Annotated in this window: 13 protein-coding genes; 3 read left to right on the top strand and 10 right to left on the bottom strand. The window is 40.8% G+C overall.

What is annotated here, in order from left to right:
- Positions 1–25: 25 nt before the first annotated feature.
- Complete coding sequence (locus tag AB1Z56_RS27000) at positions 26–502, bottom strand: c-type cytochrome (RefSeq protein ID WP_426790627.1); 477 nt, start codon at positions 500–502, stop codon at positions 26–28.
- Between the two features lie 263 nt (positions 503–765).
- On the opposite strand from AB1Z56_RS27000, the gene AB1Z56_RS26995 reads away from it, so the two are divergent.
- Together AB1Z56_RS26995 and AB1Z56_RS26990 are read left to right on the top strand one after the other, a co-directional pair.
- Positions 766–1,377 (top strand): Crp/Fnr family transcriptional regulator, encoded by a 612-nt coding sequence (locus tag AB1Z56_RS26995; protein ID WP_426790626.1) that lies wholly within the window; start codon positions 766–768, stop codon positions 1,375–1,377.
- 44 nt (positions 1,378–1,421) lie between these two features.
- The gene (locus AB1Z56_RS26990; RefSeq protein ID WP_426790625.1) at positions 1,422–2,657 is read left to right on the top strand and encodes a hypothetical protein; all 1,236 of its coding nucleotides are present in this window, start codon (positions 1,422–1,424) and stop codon (positions 2,655–2,657) included.
- Between the two features lie 85 nt (positions 2,658–2,742).
- On the opposite strand, the gene AB1Z56_RS26985 is transcribed toward AB1Z56_RS26990, so the two are convergent.
- Positions 2,743–3,189 (bottom strand): nuclear transport factor 2 family protein, encoded by a 447-nt coding sequence (locus AB1Z56_RS26985; RefSeq protein WP_426790624.1) that lies wholly within the window; start codon positions 3,187–3,189, stop codon positions 2,743–2,745.
- Positions 3,190–3,534: 345 nt separating this feature from the next.
- Here AB1Z56_RS26985 and AB1Z56_RS26980 point away from each other — a divergent pair, with 345 nt between their 5' ends.
- On the top strand, positions 3,535–3,867 hold the full coding sequence (locus AB1Z56_RS26980; RefSeq protein WP_426790623.1) for a hypothetical protein: 333 nt from the start codon (positions 3,535–3,537) through the stop codon (positions 3,865–3,867).
- Between the two features lie 98 nt (positions 3,868–3,965).
- Here the strand turns inward: AB1Z56_RS26980 and AB1Z56_RS26975 are convergent, their stop codons facing one another.
- The 8 genes from AB1Z56_RS26975 to AB1Z56_RS26940 form a co-directional block, all read right to left on the bottom strand.
- On the bottom strand, positions 3,966–4,496 hold the full coding sequence (locus tag AB1Z56_RS26975) for a hypothetical protein (protein ID WP_426790622.1): 531 nt from the start codon (positions 4,494–4,496) through the stop codon (positions 3,966–3,968).
- Positions 4,497–4,756: 260 nt separating this feature from the next.
- Positions 4,757–6,319: a DUF4832 domain-containing protein gene (locus AB1Z56_RS26970; protein ID WP_426790621.1), complete on the bottom strand. Its 1,563-nt coding sequence runs from the start codon at positions 6,317–6,319 to the stop codon at positions 4,757–4,759.
- 44 nt (positions 6,320–6,363) lie between these two features.
- Positions 6,364–7,578 (bottom strand): SusE domain-containing protein, encoded by a 1,215-nt coding sequence (locus tag AB1Z56_RS26965; RefSeq protein WP_426790620.1) that lies wholly within the window; start codon positions 7,576–7,578, stop codon positions 6,364–6,366.
- A gap of 123 nt (positions 7,579–7,701) precedes the next feature.
- The gene (locus AB1Z56_RS26960; RefSeq protein WP_313266644.1) at positions 7,702–9,348 is read right to left on the bottom strand and encodes a RagB/SusD family nutrient uptake outer membrane protein; all 1,647 of its coding nucleotides are present in this window, start codon (positions 9,346–9,348) and stop codon (positions 7,702–7,704) included.
- Positions 9,349–9,359: 11 nt separating this feature from the next.
- Positions 9,360–12,356, bottom strand: a complete 2,997-nt coding sequence (locus AB1Z56_RS26955) for a SusC/RagA family TonB-linked outer membrane protein (RefSeq protein WP_426790619.1) — start codon at positions 12,354–12,356, stop codon at positions 9,360–9,362.
- 433 nt (positions 12,357–12,789) lie between these two features.
- Entirely contained in the window at positions 12,790–14,022 is a 1,233-nt protein-coding gene (locus AB1Z56_RS26950) for a glycosyl hydrolase family 28 protein (RefSeq protein WP_426790618.1), read from the bottom strand.
- Positions 14,023–14,082: 60 nt separating this feature from the next.
- Entirely contained in the window at positions 14,083–18,162 is a 4,080-nt protein-coding gene (locus AB1Z56_RS26945) for a response regulator (RefSeq protein WP_426790617.1), read from the bottom strand.
- A 199-nt stretch (positions 18,163–18,361) separates the two neighbouring features.
- Complete coding sequence (locus AB1Z56_RS26940; RefSeq protein WP_426790616.1) at positions 18,362–19,132, bottom strand: hypothetical protein; 771 nt, start codon at positions 19,130–19,132, stop codon at positions 18,362–18,364.
- Positions 19,133–19,139 lie beyond the last annotated feature (7 nt).

The following is a 19,139-nucleotide window of genomic DNA, read 5'->3' as shown; positions in this document are numbered from 1 at the left end:
CTTTGTTGATTCTTATTCAGCTTTATTATTTTACACCATCATTTTGTCGCATAAACTCCAATACCTTTCGGGCTTCCTCGTCCGTTAGATTTTGGTTAGGCATTCGGACCATGCATAGTTCAAGTTGCGCCTGCAACTCCGGATCCTTATCGATCATCGGATCAGGATTAGTGATAAAATTCATGATCCACTGTGGCTTTCTTCGTTGTGTCACCCCTTTCCACCCTGGTCCGACCAGTTTTTCGTCGGTAAGCTTGTGGCAGGAAGCACATTTTAGATCAACAATCGTTTTTCCGGCTGCAGCCATTGGTGCATCCAAATGCTCACCGATTTCCACTTTATCAAATTTTCCTTCACCGCGGTGAGGATCATATCCACTGGCGTCATTTGCCGAAGCCCCAGATTCATTAACACTGTTGGCAACTGTTTTTTTCTCGCCATTGTTTGAGGAACAGGCATAGATAAATATTCCCATCAAACAGTATACAATTAGCTTTCTCATCTTATTTTGGTTTTGTGTTCAAACTTGATTGTGTTTTACTTAATCCAAAGGTATTATCGAAGGTTGTAGCCATTTTATGAGGCAAATCATAAAATGAAATCGGTGAAAACAAACCATCAATTAAAAACCATAAAACACTATATATAAACACATTACCAACATATTGATTTTCATCACTTATTCCCGTGACCAACATCAAGGTCTATTTTGTGACGCCGCTATATCTTTACGCTGTGTAGTTAAAACTTAACTTATATCGAACGATGATTCCAACCGCAATACTTCTCGAAAAGGGAGCGAGCAGCCTACATGCCGATATTGGTGAAATACTTTTTCATGAGGGCGGCACGGCCACATTTTATTATCAGTTGTTGAGCGGGCGAGTTCGTCTTTCTAATTTCTTATCAGACGGTAGGGAAGTCCTCCACAATGTTATCTGTGCCAACGAGGGCTTTGGAGAAGTAGCGATATTGGACAATGGAGTTTATACACTGACGGCAATTACAGACAGTTCATGTACATTATTGAAGATCAGTTCGAAAAGATTCATCGAAATCATGTATGAATATGGCAATCTGCATCGTCTGATATCACAAAAGATGGCGCATGAACTGCACTTTAAACTCTTCATGATCAAATTAATTTACAATCGTTCACCTGAAGAAATCCTCTCCAACCTGATCCATAAGTTAAATGAAAGCAAGAGGCTTGTGTGTCAGGAATGCAACCGGCTTATGCTTACGCGCCAACAATTGGCTAATATGACAGGGCTAAGAGTAGAAACAATCATCCGTACAATGAAGCAAATGGAAAAGGAAGATAAATTGAACATTATCCGCGGAAAAGTCTTTGTTCCCGCCGACGGCATAGATTGAGCGTTGAAACCGTGATATTTCAGCTATTTAAAAGAAATCAACGTATGAATAAAATTAGCAACTATTTAAGTATTAAGAAATGGATCGTCATCACCCTATTCAATTTACTTATTGCAGGTGTTTTCGGGTTGATTATGCGCTTAAAATTTTTATTTCCCATTCCCTGGATCGACCAGAAAAACCTCATGCATGCACATTCGCATTTTGCATTTTCAGCCTGGGTATCCCAGGCTCTTATGATCTTTCTCATAATGAACGTTCTGGGAATAAAAGCCAATCAAATTTTGTGCAGGAAATATCAATATACCCTCTGGGCTAATTGGACGGTTTCTATAGGTATGCTTATTTCCTTTTCAGTTGCTGGTTATAGCCTATGTTCGATTATATTATCATTCTTATCAATACTTGTCTCCTATTGGTTCTGTTTTCATTTATTGAGGGATCTTAAATCATCGACGCTTCCTCCGGCCATTTCGATCTTAATTAAGGCGGCACTATTTTTCAATATATTTAGTTCACTAGGAACCTATTTTCTGGCATATCTCAAAGCGAGCCACCAACTGGATCCATTAAAACAGCTTGCATCAGTCTATTTTTATCTTCATTTTCAGTATAATGGCTGGTTTTTCTTTGGTTGTGTCGCCCTGCTTGCCTACTGGCTGTATAAACATACTGGTAAAATACCAATGAGTCCGCGTTTTTCGCTCGTCTATGTCATGACTGTTATACCGACCTATTTCTTATCCGTTCTATGGTGGAAAAATTTACCCCTGTGGCTATATATTATTTTAGTCATTACAGTCGGATTGCAATTTGTCCTGTGGGGAACATTAGCACAACGAGTCGTCCGACTGGTCCGAAGCAATATTTCGCTCCGGTTAAGCCCAGATACATCTAAAATTTGGTTATGCGTCCTGCTGGCCATTTTCCTCAAACTGATATTGCAGGGCTTATCGGTCATACCTGCGCTGAGCCAACAAGCTTATGGGTTTCGGCCAATTGTTATTGCTTATCTTCACCTTGTCCTTTTGGTGATAATATCACTCTTTTTAATTGGGTATGCTTTTCAGATTTGCATGTTAAAAATCGAAAAAGGTATTCACTATGGCGTTTATGGCTTACTTATTGGCATCTTTTTGAATGAATTTGTGTTAATGTTGCAGGGTCTTGGTGGATTTATACATTATTCTATCGGGGGAACACATTCTTTGCTAGCGGTTGCTGCGGCCATTATTGTAGTAAGCCTTTACAAGATCACGCATACCCAATTACGTAAATGATACTAGTAGCATAAGCCACGTGGGCTGATGATTCACTAGTGATCTGACTTTATACTGATCTCGGCAGATCACTAGTTATTGGATACTATTTATACGAATTGATTGATTTGAATACTTTCCAGTTATTGCCCACACGCTCCAAGGTAACTAGATCAGTCTTGGTGAAGTTTTCAAATTTTAAGGTCACTTTAGCGACCATATAGTCTGTTGACTCTTCAAGGATATCGGTGCTTACTTCACAGTTCAGTTTTTCGCCTTTTTGCTTTTTCAAAGATTTAACCACTTCGTTACGGCTGTGATTTTGTGCATTGGAAGCTTGGATTTTTTGGCTGAAATCTTCGGCGAACAATTGTTCTACACCTGCCGATTCTCCTTCGGTCGTTACCGCAACATAGTGATCAAGTGCAAAGTCCGCTGTGGAAAGGTTAACGTTTGCTTTCTCTGATTTCGATGCGGGTTTGTCAGCTGCCATAGCGAATGTTGATACGGCGATTAAAGCTGCTGCTGCGAATGTTTTTACTAGAGTTTTCATAATGTCTTTATTTTATTGTGTTAATACTTTTGTTCTTATTTGTTGATTCAAAACTACGACACAATACGCCTCTAGCCTATCAGCTTTAGACCAACAATCAGGAAAACTCGGTGAATGGTGGGAATGAGGAGGTAAGAATGTTGGCAAGCTCGCTTGGATATTTTTAGAAAGCTTTTTTGATTTCCCGGGTAAGCTAAATATCGAATAAGTTAGCGCGAATACTAGATCAACCGCCACGAATACTAATCGTCCATATCAGGCAATTTTCTTGTCCTTATTTTTATTAATAGATAATTATAACATGCCCAAAAGGCATATATGGTTTAACAAAAAAACTTAAAAACAATGAAAAAGTTATTGATGAGTCTGATAGCCGTAGCTGCGCTATCGACAGCGGCTTTTGCAGGCACAAGTGCAAAAGCCCACAAAGAAAATGTCAACGTGAAGACAACCGCTTACAAGCCGGCCAAAAGCAATGCCGATGCTAAAACTACCGAAGAAACAAAGAAAAATAATTCGAGATTGATAAGATGTGTTTATGTATTGAATGTTTACGACAGTAGTGGACAGGTGGTAGGTACCCACACTTCAGAAACCTATGTCCAAAACTCGTGCTCAGGATTCTTCGGAAGTTGCAAGATCATGTATAGACATATGCTTGCCAATGGCGACCTTTAGTCTGGGAGTTATACTGGTACACGCTAAAAGAAAGGGTCTGATGAGAATCAGACCCTTTGACTTAAAAAACCACATCTCCCTTCCACATTTAATTTCGGCTATAAATCTTTTTTGTAAATAAAGGTAATGGTGTTTGCCTGGATCGTGTCTTGATTGAAATTTAACAGCGCAACTTCATAGCTCATTTTCTCTCCGTCTTTAAATGTCAAAATCTGATCTACATCTTTCGTTAAAAGGATTTTATTCAATGCAATTGTTCCGGCGTTAGCATATACCGTATCGCGTGTTGCTGTATTCTGTTTTTTGATCTCCCAGGAAAGTGGGCTGTTGATGGCTTTATTGCGATCGTTAAATTTGCCGTCACAGGTGAACAAGGCAAATGAAACAGTACCTGCGTCATAATAAGGTAATCGCCGGAGATTATCATTTATCTTGATGTAGAGTCCAGTTTCATTAACAAGGAAAGTATCGGGAAAAATCTTATAAATATCACCTTTTTTCGGACATACGTAGCTCACAGAAGGTTCAGGTTCGGGTTGGGGTGTTGGATCAATAGGCTCGGATTCTTTGCACGAGGCCACAGCTAAAAATATCAGGCTGACAAACGGACTGATCAGGTTTCTTTTCATTCTTTTAAAAGTATTTCAATGGTTTACAACTTATTAATAGAGAAACGATAAAAATAATCAAATTGCTACATAAAACCCTGTAAAATTTCAGAAATACAACTAATATTTTTACTTAAGTTATTTTTATAAAAAATCACATCTGGCGACCCGGCCTTAATAAACAGATGATTCATCAGTAACTTTTACTCAAAAATCGCTGAATGGAAAAACAGCTACCAATCAATCGCTTGGTAGCTGTTTCTAACAATCTCTACTTAATTTTATTGTACTTGTACTTTCAATAGTTTTAACCATCCGATACTGGTAATATCCCCATTTACGGCAAGTTTTATGCCCGGCTGATTTTCATTTGTGGTATCTACAATGGCGACGGCCCAGGTATAGTTTCCAGCAGGGACGCCGACCTTGGCTTTTAATTCGTACGCTATTGGGTTATTCTTAAGCCAGGTTGAAGGTTCTCCTCTATCATCTACAAAAACTTCTTTCACATTATTTTCTTCATCTAGGAGTGCAAAGGCTACTTTATATTTATAGTTCCATTGGGGAATATTGTTAGGAAAATACCCCCAACCCATATTCCGCCAACGATGGTTAATCGTCATTTCGGTACCGGTATTGATTTTCTCCGGTAAATAGACCCGATCGGGATATAAACGATACCCCCCTTCAGAAATAAAACGCTGGCATAATGTAAAGGACTTGGTGAACCAGCTGTCAATTTCACCGATACGGAAATCCATCATGTTTACAGCGGCTTCCAAAGAGCTGTCAAATTCGCCCTGCCGAACATCTTCGGGATGGTCTTCCCTATATTTACCACTTGAGTCAGTCCAGTAGCGATGGGTACCTGTGGTAATCCAACCGCCTTCCATAATAATAGGACGTTTAAAATTCCAAACCTTGGCAAAGTTCTTCTCCCAACTTTGATAATAATCGGTCATTCCAAAGGCATCCTGGCGCAGACTATATCCTTTATTGATCATCTTATTCAACAGCCTTTCCGAATTAGGATTGGGAGCTCCATTGCCAGCTGGATCGCCAACTACACGATGATAATTGATTAGCAAAGGTACTTTCGTAAAGTTCTTTGTATATACGTCCGAAATCCAATCGATGACTTCTTCTTTGATGACCTCAATACTTTGACCAGAGGGATTATTCGGGTCTTCATAAATAACACTGTGTCCCTCACCCCATAAACCAAGTCCATAAGCATCTACAAAGGAGGTCTTATTTAAATCGTTAAAATCCTTTGCCAGTTCTTCGATCAGCTTGCTATAATATTTTCTAAAAATAGGATCTTGCAACACGGGTGTTTTTCTATCCGGAAAAGAAGTATTGGCGACATAATACTTGGCGCCTGCATCGAACACAAACTGGGGCGTATTTGCCCCTTGGTCGCGACCGTCGACAACGATACGAAAGGCGATTGGCAATCCTTTATCTTGCGCTCCTTTAATCATTTTATAGATTGCCGTACTAGGGTCTCTCCAGGCGTACACACCATCTGCAGGATTAAAAGTTCGCCAACTGGTACGAATATAACAGGCTGATGCATAATCAATCGCTTTTACTGTTTTACCCAAGTCAGGTACATAGAATTGAGTGTCCCAATAAGAGGGGTTACCCGAAGCTGAAGCGTACATGACCCAGCCGTTTAAAGGGTTACGAAACATGGAACTCCGGTTGTAACTAGGTTTCACCAAGGTTCCGGTTATATCTTTTTCCTTATCAGCACTATCTTTCTTGCATGAAACTGCTAGAAAGCAAAGCATGACAGTAAATGCTTTGAGACAGGCTTTTTTATAGTTTATATTTTTCACTTTCAGAAATGTTAAAGTTAATTTATGTGCTTTTATATGATTGCCTACCGTTTTAACGCTAGAATTGTCATGTTTCTTAAATCAAAAATCAGCACATTGGTTGTAGCTGGAATAGTGAAATAAGAATCGCGATTACCTTTTACCGTTCCCCCTCCCATTTCGGTTACTTTTCCCAAAATGAGCGTCTGAGTCTGGGCCACACCACCAGATGTAGGCGGAGCACTAAATGCGTAAGCCAAGTTTTTGTTGTTACTATTATCGCCAGTGACGATAAATTTTGAAGTTCCCACTTTGCCGCCGGTATATACTAGTATTTGCGGATCGGCCAAACTCACCGTACAATCCATTTTAATCGGGATTAAGTAACCATTAATACCCCCATGCATCCATAAATCAGTCACAGTGGTTGTATAAGGTTGGTCTCCTGTCCATGTCACTATTTTGGGTGCAAGTGCTTTTGCTGGTGAATAAATGGTTGCTGTAGCTTTTTGCATATTAACCACCACGCGATATTCGCCTGCAGTTTCTATTTTCCAGGAGAATACATTTTCTCTCATCTTGATGCCAACAGCATTTCCATCGTTTAGTTCACCGCTTCCATTAGAGGTAACTACATAATTGGTCTCACCGTCAAATTCGACCGGAATTTCCAGTTCGCCGGGCTGTAAGTTCAATACATAGGCATACTGATCTAGATTTTCCAATGTTTTTGGCATCTCCACCTTGCTCCCTCCAACCGCACTTCCGCTCAAGAACACTTTATCAGCATCAAAAACAACCGTCTTAATTGGGTTTACTGTAATTCTTACGGTCCGCACTTCGGGTGCCTCAAAAGTAGCGCCACCCTCCCATTGGGCAACTACCCTAAATTCCAGCGTAAAGCTCTTATTTGCTGGTATGCCCCACTTTTCGTTGGCCCAATTTTGCAACTGCTCGGAAGTAAAGCTTCTGCTGAATACATTATCGTCTTCATAGTTGAATATGGCTGTACCGGTACCAAAATTATTACCTACGACATCCAACATGGTGCTATAGCTGACTAAATGATCATCTGATTGTGCCCTAGCGGGCTTCCAGTTAAATGTGACAATATCTTTGGTCAGATTGACCTCGTCCAACGTAATGTTTTCTGACGAGGGTTGAAGCTCCATCGTTTCATTAACTTTGGGTATATCCTGAATCTCCTGTTTGCACGATAACTGGCACAGTATCATGCATAAGAAAAATAAAGCTTTGTATAAATAATTGATTATTTTCATTGATTTATGTTTTTACTAACATTTGGATAGTATAATGCGCTTGACTGGCGCAACTGCTGTTTTGTCATCAAATCGGGAAACGGCCGAAAATTCGACTGCTATTCGTACAGCTTCCCGCTACTATTAATTATACCCCGGATTCTGAGGGAATGGTGCGCCTGTATTTGCATCCCTAATCACCTGTGGAATTGGCCACAGGATATTGTTTTCCGTGATTTTATCCTTGATCGCATTATTATACTTTTTGACACGCTCCACCAAGGTATTGGTACGCACTAAGGTGAATCTTCTACTTTCTTCTCCAACTAATTCGCGAATACGCTCATCGAGCAGGAAATCCATATTCATCTGTGCGCCCGTGATTTCAGATGCTCCAGCTCTTTTCCGCACCTCATTGACGGCTTGCGCAGCTTTATCAGGCATATTTTGCCCCAGATAGGCTTCGGCCAGCAAAAGGTAAGTTTCGGCTAAACGGAATTTCATGCGGTCTTTATAACTACCGGTCAGGCTTAGATTTTCAGTACGCCCGTAAAAGAATTTTGTAATTGCGGGAAACAGGCTCTTTGTCGTAAACCAGGTCTGTTCGGTAATATTGGCTTTTTTGCCGTATAGCGAAGCCTCGTTCACGTTGTTATAATACCAGTTGCGTTTAATGTTATAACCTGAATTACGGATATCATTTGCTTCGAAAATACCGGCCACATTGCCTGTCGCATTGGTACCTGTGGTACCTACCCACCATTTCATCGGGACTAACTGTGCGATACCGCGACCGCCCAAGGTATCTGCCAAAACAAATCCTGTAATCGTCGAGTAGTTCGGTATCCAGGCCCTACGGGTCCAGTCATCCGAATTGGTACCACCGCCGATCGTGTTAAACTGGAATTGCAATACCCAGATACTTTCTTTATTGCCACTTTTTCTATTTTGATTATTTTCCAGAAATAAATCACTGAATACATCACCCGCTTTGCTGCCATTTACACCATACCTGCTTTTCATCAGGTTATAATAACCGCTATTGATAACGGCCAATGCAGCCTTTTCGGCTTCGGCATGATTGCCCTGCAATAAATAGATCTCGCTCAGCAAATGGCTTGCCGCCCATTTGGTCAGCTTCCCTTCTTTGACGCCGTCCGGATTGGTAGGCAGGTTATCCACGGCAAACTTCAGGTCATCGACCATGTGCCCGATGACTTCTGCTTTTGGTGTACGTGTAAAATTAAGCTGAAAATCATACAGAATGGTTTCCACATAAGGTACATCGCCGTAGAGATAAACCAAGGTGCGGTAAGCATAAGCTCGAAAGAAACGGGCTTCGGCCTGAAAGCGGGCTTTATCTTCCGGTGTATCCCAATTGGTATTTTTTTCGGAATAGACCAGCATGAGGTTTGCCGATGAAATAAGATTATAAGCCCAATTCCAGTAAGTCCCTACAAAACGCTCGGAGGCTGTAAGTGTAAGGTTTGCAAATGCAGTTAAAGAGCCATCACTATTAATCGCATCGGCGATATCCGTAGAGACTTGTAAGGCTTCGTATGGGCACGCACCATTGTGGATAAAAGCACCACCCTCACCATAGGTGTTATATTCGGAACGAGTGAGTGCATACAGACCTGCACTACCCACCTCGAAACCGTAGGTGCTGGTATAGGTATTGGATGGCGCCAATTCAGTTTTCAGTTCTTCCTCCAGAAACTTCTTACAGCCTCCTAAGGTAAACAATACGATAAGCCCCAAACTTGTTGTGATAATATTTTTCATTTTCATGTCCTATTCGATTAGAAATTTACATTTAAGCCAAACATATACGATCGTGCCGTGGGATAAGAGGCCATCCAAGTGTTGTCGTAATTGAGTACCTCTCTGATATTAGAAATAGTATTCAGATTGTTGACGCTGACATTTAGATCAATACCATTTACACCTACCTTTTTAGCAATTTTGTGTGGCAATTTATAGCCAAAGGTGATGTTTTTCACCTGTACGTAGCTCACCTTTTTATAATAGCCATGTCCTAGTGGATTAAGATAGCCAGGCGAAACGATCGTTGCATTAGGATTCTCCGGCGTCCAATAATTGGCATCATGCACATAGTTGGTAATTCCGAAAGTCCAGGCACCTAGATTGGCCATGTGATCATCACGCCATACATCAAAAACACCGGTCACTAAAGCAGATGCATAAAAATTTTTGTAAGAAAACCGGTTGGCTAAAGAAGCTGTGTAGCGGGGATTTTTAGACCCGATGACCACCCTGTCACTGGCCTCTATCTTGCCGTTACCATCGCGATCGTACAGTTTGGCGGCTCCGGGCGCTGCCCCATCAACAGTAATGGTTTCTCCATTTTGCCATACACCGATCATTTTATAATCGTAGAATACTCTCAATGGCTGACCAATAAACCAGTTATTGGCAATATCATCGATACCATCCCCTCTCAACTCGACAATTTTGTCTCTGTTCAAAGAAAACACAGCCGTGGTATTCCATTGAAAATTTTCTCCTTTAACATTCGCTGAGTTTAAGGTGATCTCAATCCCCTTATTTTGAGTCGCACCAATATTGTCCCAAATTCGGTTATACCCGTTCATAATAGGTACTGTGCGTGTCATGAGCAAATCTTTCGTTTTAGAGAGATAAGCATCAATGGTACCTCCCAATCTGTTATGAAATAACTGAAAGTCCAGGCCCAGGTTGGTCGAATAAGTAGTTTCCCATTTCAAATTAGGGTTACCCACACCATCTCCGGCTAAATATGCTGTGGTAACTGCAGTTCCATCATCTCCCCAGATATATTTTACATTGGAATATAAGCGGTCTAACGTGCGGTACGGTGTAATCGCTTGATTACCGTTAGCACCGTAAGAAAGACGGATTTTCAGCATGTCCAGCCATTTGACATTATCTTTCAGAAAACGCTCTTCTCCAATTTGCCATGCCGCTGCCGCAACTGGAAAGAATGCGTATTTATTGTTGATACCAAATACCGAGGCTCCATCCGTACGTCCAGTCAAGGTCAATAGATATTTACCTTTATAGGCATAATTTATCCGGCCCATATACGATAGCATAGCTGATTCCGATAAGGATGCACTGTTGGAAACTAGGCGGCTGGCCGAACCTATCATAAAATATTCGGTATCATCGGTTACAAAACCCGCTCCGCTCTGCGCTGTTGACCAGCTTTTCGTTTTTTGCATACTGAATAAACCCGTCACATCAAAACGATGATCGCCGATCTGCCGTTCGTATTTGAGCAGGTTTTCCCAGGTATAATCGTTATAGTTGGAATTGTTGATGGAAGCACTACCTCCGGCCTGTGTACCTTGGTCCCTGCCCTCAAAGGTATTACGTCCATAATAGGTTCCCGTAAATCCATTCCGATAATTATAACCAAAATTTGATCGTAAAGAGAGACCTTCTACGGGCAACAAAATATTGGCATAGCCAGAAAGAAAGAAGTTGTTGTTATATCTATCCTGAATCGCATTGACGTTTCGCATCGGATTGACGATCAAGGAATACTCCATGGGCTCGGGCACATACTTCCCCGATTCGTCTTTATAGCTACCATAAGGACTTTGCTTAATGGCATGTTCCAAATTTGGTGTAATACCACCGTCACTCTTCCGGGTATATTGCAACCCTATACCAGTTGTCAACCATTTATTAAAAGTCTGATCCACATTTGTGGTTATATTTAAACGTGACAACTTGGAATTGTACACCACGCCTTCTTGATCTAACGCTGCTAGGGCAGCCATATATTTTGTATTTTCAGTACCTCCCGAAATGCTCAGCTGATGATCCATGGTCAAAGCTTTCCGAAAGACATAATCCTGCCAGTTGTTGGTAATGTCTTTCGCATAATTGCCACGCTCCGTTACGCTGATAATATCGCCTGCAATAGGATCCAACAAAGCGCCGGTGTAACCTTGCTTAATACGGGCTATATCCTGTTGAAAGCGGATATATTCGTTGGGCCCCATGACATTGATTCGCTGCATAGGCTCGGCCATGCCGATCAAACCTTTGTAGTTTACCTGCGCTCTACCCAGCGCGCCTCGTTTTGTTTGTATCAGAATAACCCCATTGGCTGCACGCGAACCGTAAATAGCCGAAGCGGAGGCATCTTTTAAGATGGAAAGGTTTTCGACGTTGTTTGGATCAATATCTGCCAAGGATCCGCTGTAGGGAATACCGTCCAGAATAATCAAAGGACTATTATTTGCTGAGATTGAATTTTCTCCCCTTATCAACAACGTTTGTGATGCTCCCGGAGCAGCTTCACCGGTAGTGATGGAGAAGCCTGCCACCTGTCCCACCAAACGATCCATCAGGTTGGAGGTCGATACCATGCTTAGCTGCTCTTTTCCGACGACAGCCAAACCACCCGTTAAATCTTTTTTCTTGGCCGTACCATAACCGACGACAACAACCTGATCCAGAACATTATTTCCGGACATTTTCACATTGATGACTCCTGATGGGTTGACCTTTATTTCTTGGCTATTAAAGCCGATGTAGGTAAATAGCAGCGTGGCTGTAGGGGCCGCCTGAATGGTATAATAACCATTTGCATCTGTCTGCACCCCGTTTTTCGCTCCTTTAATCATGACGGAAACACCCTTAAGTCCCTCTCCCGCATCATTGGTCACCCGACCTTTGACTTGCATCTGATCTGCGGCTTGCGAATAAGCGTAATTTGATGCCACCGACAATAGGGTGGCACTCATTATCCAGCTCCTGAGCCAGATATGTATTTTTTGTATCATTGATTTATATTGGTTAGTTAAAATTTACTTAAGTTCTTTACTTTCCCTTTCTCGTAAAGAATATGAGTTTGAAATAGGTGTGCTTCAATAGGCTTGGATTTTAAATTTAACCTCTTGTGATAAATAACATCGCATTGCTGCTAATGCACACAATGCTGATGGCAAGACTTCGTTTTCAGACTTATTGACGAAGCGTAAAACTCAGCCGTACATTGCCAATGCTTTTAGTAAAGTTCGGATTACCCTGCGTGAGCCTGATCACGTGGTCGGGAGGAATTTTAATACACATATTTTGCTTTTTTAAAATTGGTTAAGACAAAACTATAATCCTACCCAATTCATAGGGTTCGTTTTTGTACGAAAATGGTTTGATTTTGTACAAAAGGCAAAAACAGGTGTTTTTCGCGCTAAAATGGAGATTAAAAGCGCTTTATTATTCGTTTTTTAAACGTATTACGTGATCTAAAATAACCGTATCGCTTTGTTGCACATCGATAGCTTCCCCCTCGCCTCTGTAAATAATATCTCTGAAACTGGCCTGCGAGATACCTTTAGCTTTGATAGGCTGATGACTGATTAGATTTCGTACAAATAAGCCCTGCACATGCTCGGCATACTCGACCACCAAACCTTGCTGTGCTAGCGGGCTGATGACCATATTTTCGATAAAAACATTGCTTATCCGAAGTTTACCCACAGGCATAATCCGTATGGAACGATGTGAAATTGAATAGAAGTCCTGCCAGTTTTGGAGATAAATAGTTGAAATGTTGTCGATTTCGCCCCTATATATCGAGCCACTGACCACATTTACATTTTCTTCTCCTGCTCCCACTCCAGTATCTGTCAACCCTATATTAATAAAGTCGTCACCACTTTTACCTCTGCAATTCGCAATAAGAATATTTTTACAGCCAAAACGTATACCCATGCCGTCTTGGTTTAGGATCTGTTTGTCTGTCCCATCAACAGTTACGGCCTGCCTCACATTAAAAGTAATATCGCTGACCTTTCCGTTTGTACAGCGTTCCAGTACCAGTCCATGTCCATGATAATCTTTTAATGTAATGCCGCTAACCTCAAATACATCAGTATGCGCTAATATGATGGCGTGGTTTCGCCATCCGCCTCTTTGGTTCACTCCGGGTTTGCCTGCATCGGTACCATAAGATTGTCCAAATCCGCTGGGATTGAGGGACAAGGTTTTATTATGGTCACCCGTGGCTCTGGGATGATCAGCTCCTTCTAAAAGGACATTTCCTTTTCCAATAATCCTGATATTCTTTGAGGGAGTTATGTCTTTGATTTTCAGTCCGGCATTTGCCGAACGAATAAAATTATCCCGGCATTTATCCGATAGCTTAATGGTGCAGTTATTCAATTCAAGTTCAAAATCGCTTGGAAGCAAAATGGCCTGATCAATGAGCCAGACACTTTTTTTCGCTACCGCATCATATTTAGGGATGACTACTTTTCCAGTCGTATTTTTTGCCTCATTTATGGCTTTTTGTATCCGCTCTGACTGGGAACCAGTGCTGTATTTATTGGGGCTGATAGAAGTCTCATCGACCTTCTGGGTGACTGCTGCTGTTAGATAAATTATGTTACACAAGCAAATAAAATAGGTGAGCAGAAGTGCTTTTCTAAAAATTATCATTTTCATCATCGTTTGGATTTTAAAAATATAGTATCGCCTTTACCTAGTCTAAAAGGCTCTATCGGTCAATTATGTTCTATTTTTCTTATTTCTTTCGCTGGAAACCTTTTTCTTAAACTCCGAAGGACTTAGTTCAAACTGTTTTTTGAAACAGACGCTAAAGTATTTGGCGTTGTTAAACCCAGTCTGATAAGCTACTTCCGCTACCGTCAAGTCCGATTTCTCCAACAGATAAGCACTTCTTTTCAGACGCATATTCAAGATAAATTCCTTGATTGACATCCCTACGATATCATGTATTTTTTGATAGAGAATAGTTCTGCCCACATTCATATCAGCCACAAAATCTTCTACGGAATAACTGGCATTGTCAATGTTTTCTTCAATGACCTGAATGGCTTTGACCAGTAGCTCCTCGTCCATGGAGGTGACGGTAACATTGGAGGGATCCACCTGAATATGTTTGCTGTACTTTTCTTTCAGTTCCTGCTGATTTCTTAGAATGGTTTCAGTTTGTTGCAACAGATAGTCAACATGAAAGGGTTTATCAATAAACACATTTGCCCCATATTCCAATGCCTTTATTTTATTCTGATTGTCATCTCCGGTACCTGAAATCACGATAATAGGAATATGGCTAGTCTTAAAATTTTGTCTAAGGCTACGACAGACTTCCAGACCGTTGCGATTTGGCATAATCAAATCGGTAATAATAAGTTGCGGATAAATTTTTTCAGCTTTTATTAAACCTTCCTCACCATCACTTGCAGTATATACATTATATTTTTCGGCCAGGCGCTGTTCCAGATAGACACGAAGCTGCTGGTCATCTTCAATCAGCAGGATATTATCTGTTTTTTTGATAGAGATAGATCCGCTTTCCGGGGCTGTAGTATCCTGTGTGATGATTTCATCAATTTCAGAAACGGTATAATCATATACATTAGACTGCATATCTCCTGAACTGGCCTGCTTTTTTAAAGGTAAGGAAATGGTAAAAGAAATTTTATCGGCCTTATTGACCATCCATATTTTGCCATCCAACACATCCACCAGTTCTTTTACAATGGCAAGCCCAAGTCCTGAACTTTCTTCAAAAGTTGGCCGGTGAGACGATAAGCGATTGAAAGAAGTATAAAGCGTCGCGATCTGCTCTTCCGAAAAACAATCACCTGTATTTAAAACTTCGATGGAGATATATTCGATTTCCGTCGGGTTTAAGGATGAAAACCGTTCCTTTTCTTCCCCCGTAGCAGGATATATACGTACACCCACATATCCATTATCAGGTGTATATTTTAAGGCATTAGAGAACAAATTAGTCAATATTTTCTCGATAATATCGTAATCAAAAGCGACATATAAATTGTCCTTATATGCGGAAATATTGGTTTCAACGCCTTTTTTATTGGCATAGAGCTCAAATAGGCTAAATATATCTCTTACAAAATTGATAAAATCGCCAATTTGCGGATTGAGCGTAATTTTTTGGCTTTCGATTTCGCGAAAGCGCAGCAATTGGCTAATCATCCGTTGTATTCTGAATACATTCCGCTCTATTAAATCCATATAAACCAAAGCAGTATCATTGGCTACAATAGTTTCTTTGAGTTGCTTAAGCGGCTGTAACACCAAGGTCAGCGGTGTTTTTAAATCGTGCGAGATATTGGTAAAGAAGTCGGTGCGCGCCTGGTTCAGCGCTTGCATATTCTGTTCTTTTAAGCGCTCGAGCGCCAAACGCTCTTTAAACACTCTTTTATCGCTATAATATCGCATAATAAAAAAGAGCAAGGCAAACACAAGAGCCGCATAGAAACAATAGGCCCACCAAGACAAGAAAAATGGTGGATCTACGTGAATGTACAATCGCGATATTTGATCGCCCCACTGTCCGTTATTGTTGGAAGCCTTGATTTCGAAGGTATAATCTCCGCCCGGAAGATTAAGAAACTGTACGGATTTCTGGTTGGCATGACTAATTTGCCAGTCTTCGCCAAGCCCCAGCATCCGGTAAGCAAACTGGTTCTTATCTGCGGATAGATAACTATTTGCCGAAAACTTAATTTCGACATTGGACTGGTTACTGGAAAGCCTAATCTTATCTCCTTTTTGATTGGAAAGGCTACCAATATCTTTCGTTAAAATTGATGTACCGTCCTCTGGTTTCACAAGTTTATTGTTGACCAGAAATCCTGTAAAAAACGCCTTTGGTTTTTGCGGATTTTTATTGAGGTATGCGGGATCGAAAAGTAAAAACCCATTGGTGCCGCCAAACAGCATTTCGCCCTTGGAAGTTTTGTAAGCGGCATGAATATAAAATGAACCAATGTTATTTTCCTGATAGAATCTGGCTTTCTCAAATTTCCTGGATTTCCTATTGAAACAAAAAAGACCATCACTTGTACTTAACCAGACATTTTTGGTAGCGTCATCTTCTAATATGCCAAATACCATTTTTGCTGGAAATCCATTACTTAGACTATAATTGATGTATGTTCCGTCTTTTTTGAGCACGTTTACTCCTTTCCCCAAGGTTCCTAGCCATACTTCGCCATCTGAAGTCACAGTATAGCAGCACAGGTAATTTGCAGAATAGGAAGCATCTTTGACCATGTAGTGCTTCAACACGTTTAACGTATGGGGATTTACAATAAAAAATCCTTGATGGCTAATTAAACAGAGCTGATTTTGGCTATTCACATATAACGCTTCAACTTCGATATTTAATTTTTTGCCTCTGGCATCATTGACGCTTACCATTTCTAAATGGCCTAGCGATTTTTTTCGATATAAAAAAGATTTATCGGGATCTGTCATCCACCAAGTACCTTCCTTATCGTTTACAAAATCATAAACGGTTAGCGGCTGCTGGCTTTCCGGAGAACGGAAATTGAAACTGCTGAAACGCTGGTTGTCCACATCATAGCTGCCAATACCACCGTTGTAGGCAGAAATCAGCAGGCTCTTGCTTGCTCCGTCAAATTTAAGGCGTTTAATCATATTAGGTCCTGACGGACTGCCCTGCGATTGTTCGGGACGGATAAACTGATCTTTTTTTCTATTCCAGTAATTCAGGCTTCCCCCCTCCGTGCCAATCCATATATTTCCCATATGATCTTCCTGAAAACTACTGACAATAGGGTGATTTAGGCCTCCCGGGCTGGGCTTAAAGTAACGCACCCTAGAATCGTAAAACGAGCAATAAGCTATTTTACCACCATAGGTGCCTATCCAAACACCTTGGTCCGGATCTGCATAAATTGTCCATATCGAGTTATTGGGCAGTGAATAAACATCATTCAGGTTCATCTGCAAGACGCTGCTGCTTTCGCTGGCGGGATCATAAAGAAATAATCCGGCTTGGGTAGCCACCCAGATCACCCCGATTTGGTCTACATACATTTTTTTTGTTAAAACGGATGAATTTCCCGCTATGCTTACCGAAATTTTCTGTTTTAACGCGCCCGTCAGATCTGTGACATGAATTCCTCCCCGCTGTGTTAAAAAGTAATATAAGCCACGGTATGCAACCACATCATTCACCTGATTTGCCGTACCGCTAAAATCCGCAAAGGGGACCAGGCTTTTTTTTGCCATTTCTACCTTGTACAAGATTGCACCCTGGGTTAAAAACACCTGGTCTTTGGCACTCAATATATTTTGAAAAGACTTGTTGTTGGGCAATAAAAAGCTTTCTATATGTTCATTTTCTGGATTATAGCGAAGTATACTCTTGTCCGACAGCATGTAAACCTGACCATCGTTATGTGCACAAATTGAACGGATCATTCCGGGAACCACCATCTGAAAAGAAAACAGTTCGTAATCGAATTTTAATAACCCTTGCCCGGAGGCTAAAAATAGATTTCCTTTTTTATCCCGGATTAACGAACCATAGCCCCATTTCTGCGTTGGTTTCTGTACAGAAACAATATCGTTTAACTGATAAAAGCTGTTGCCATCGTACATGAACAGTGCATCAGGCCCCGTGTACCAGATACGCCCTAAACTATCTTTTGCGATGCTTTGTATACCACCGTAATATGACGTTTCGGGCATCAGATGAAACCTGTACCTCGAAAGATCAATACCGAGAACAGATTCTCCAAAAAAAACAATGAAACATATGATCAAACTGTATTTATTCATTGAACGATGCTACTAATGCTATTTAAATTTTAATCAAAGATTTCTGGATACCAGATACCATTAAAATGCCCAGCTATATTTTTCTGACAAGTATTCCATTAAACTACGATTCTCATTTTATTATGTAAAGAGCTGCGTCGAAATTTCTGCATCAGCTCTTTTAAGCATGTCAGACCCATCCGAAGCCAACAGTAGCAATTTACTTAAAAACAGGCGTTGTGGACAAACTTATCTTCTTTTGCTGATTGTTTTTGAGTTCGAAGATCACTAGCTCATTTTGACCGGACATCAAATACTCCGAAGGGATTAATATCGACTGTTGTTTTTCTTCTTCCCAGTAAGACCCCAAATATTTTTGATTTAGCCAGACTTCTCCCATACCCCAACCTGTTATATTGAGATAACTGTTTTCTGACGGATTGTGCTCGAATTTACTTTGATAAAAACCAGGGGAGCTATCGGATGCTCTTCGTTCAAAAACAAGATCCTTCAGTGGGTAATTGCGTACATTCAAGGGAATCATTTTCCAATTTCGGAGGTCGTTTCCAGCTAAAGTAATTGTACCAAACAGCCCTTTCGAATTATCCGTAATTTCTGGCCCATAGGTTATTCGCCCTATGTTCTCTACATATAGCTGGAGTATATGCGTGCCCGGATCTGCTTTGATCGTTAACTTTTTACGCTGATCAGTCAAGGTGCCCTGTAACTTACCGTCCACATAGACCACGGCATAGTCACGCACGTTTTCCAATTCCAGTTCTTCATTTTCGGCATCGGTATTTATCTCGGTCTGATAAAGCACATAGCCAAATTCGACGTTCAAATCGTTAAAAGATAATATACTTTCGGCCTCGACAGTTTCTTTATAAACCTGCGATACAGGGGCTTTCCGTTCTATCCTAATTTCCTGTGCCATTAGGGTTGAACCTAAAAGAAACGTCATCATCGGAAATACAACTGTTTTTAACATCGTTTAA

The organism is Sphingobacterium sp. WOUb80 (genome assembly GCF_050058145.1).
GTDB lineage: Bacteria > Bacteroidota > Bacteroidia > Sphingobacteriales > Sphingobacteriaceae > Sphingobacterium.
The sequence above is the reverse complement of the archived record's forward strand: the minus strand, read 5'-3'. Positions and strand labels throughout refer to the sequence as shown.

Excerpts from the sequence above, each read along its gene's own strand:
- AB1Z56_RS27000 (WP_426790627.1), bottom strand. The coding sequence starts at position 502 with ATGAGAAAGCTAATTGTATACTGTTTGATGGGAATATTTATCTATGCC.
- AB1Z56_RS26995 (WP_426790626.1), top strand. The coding sequence starts at position 766 with ATGATTCCAACCGCAATACTTCTCGAAAAGGGAGCGAGCAGCCTACAT.
- AB1Z56_RS26990 (WP_426790625.1), top strand. The coding sequence starts at position 1,422 with ATGAATAAAATTAGCAACTATTTAAGTATTAAGAAATGGATCGTCATC.
- AB1Z56_RS26985 (WP_426790624.1), bottom strand. The coding sequence starts at position 3,189 with ATGAAAACTCTAGTAAAAACATTCGCAGCAGCAGCTTTAATCGCCGTA.
- AB1Z56_RS26980 (WP_426790623.1), top strand. The coding sequence starts at position 3,535 with ATGAAAAAGTTATTGATGAGTCTGATAGCCGTAGCTGCGCTATCGACA.
- AB1Z56_RS26975 (WP_426790622.1), bottom strand. The coding sequence starts at position 4,496 with ATGAAAAGAAACCTGATCAGTCCGTTTGTCAGCCTGATATTTTTAGCT.
- AB1Z56_RS26965 (WP_426790620.1), bottom strand. The coding sequence starts at position 7,578 with ATGAAAATAATCAATTATTTATACAAAGCTTTATTTTTCTTATGCATG.
- AB1Z56_RS26960 (WP_313266644.1), bottom strand. The coding sequence starts at position 9,348 with ATGAAAATGAAAAATATTATCACAACAAGTTTGGGGCTTATCGTATTG.
- AB1Z56_RS26955 (WP_426790619.1), bottom strand. The coding sequence starts at position 12,356 with ATGATACAAAAAATACATATCTGGCTCAGGAGCTGGATAATGAGTGCC.
- AB1Z56_RS26950 (WP_426790618.1), bottom strand. The coding sequence starts at position 14,022 with ATGATGAAAATGATAATTTTTAGAAAAGCACTTCTGCTCACCTATTTT.
- AB1Z56_RS26945 (WP_426790617.1), bottom strand. The coding sequence starts at position 18,162 with ATGAATAAATACAGTTTGATCATATGTTTCATTGTTTTTTTTGGAGAA.
- AB1Z56_RS26940 (WP_426790616.1), bottom strand. The coding sequence starts at position 19,132 with ATGTTAAAAACAGTTGTATTTCCGATGATGACGTTTCTTTTAGGTTCA.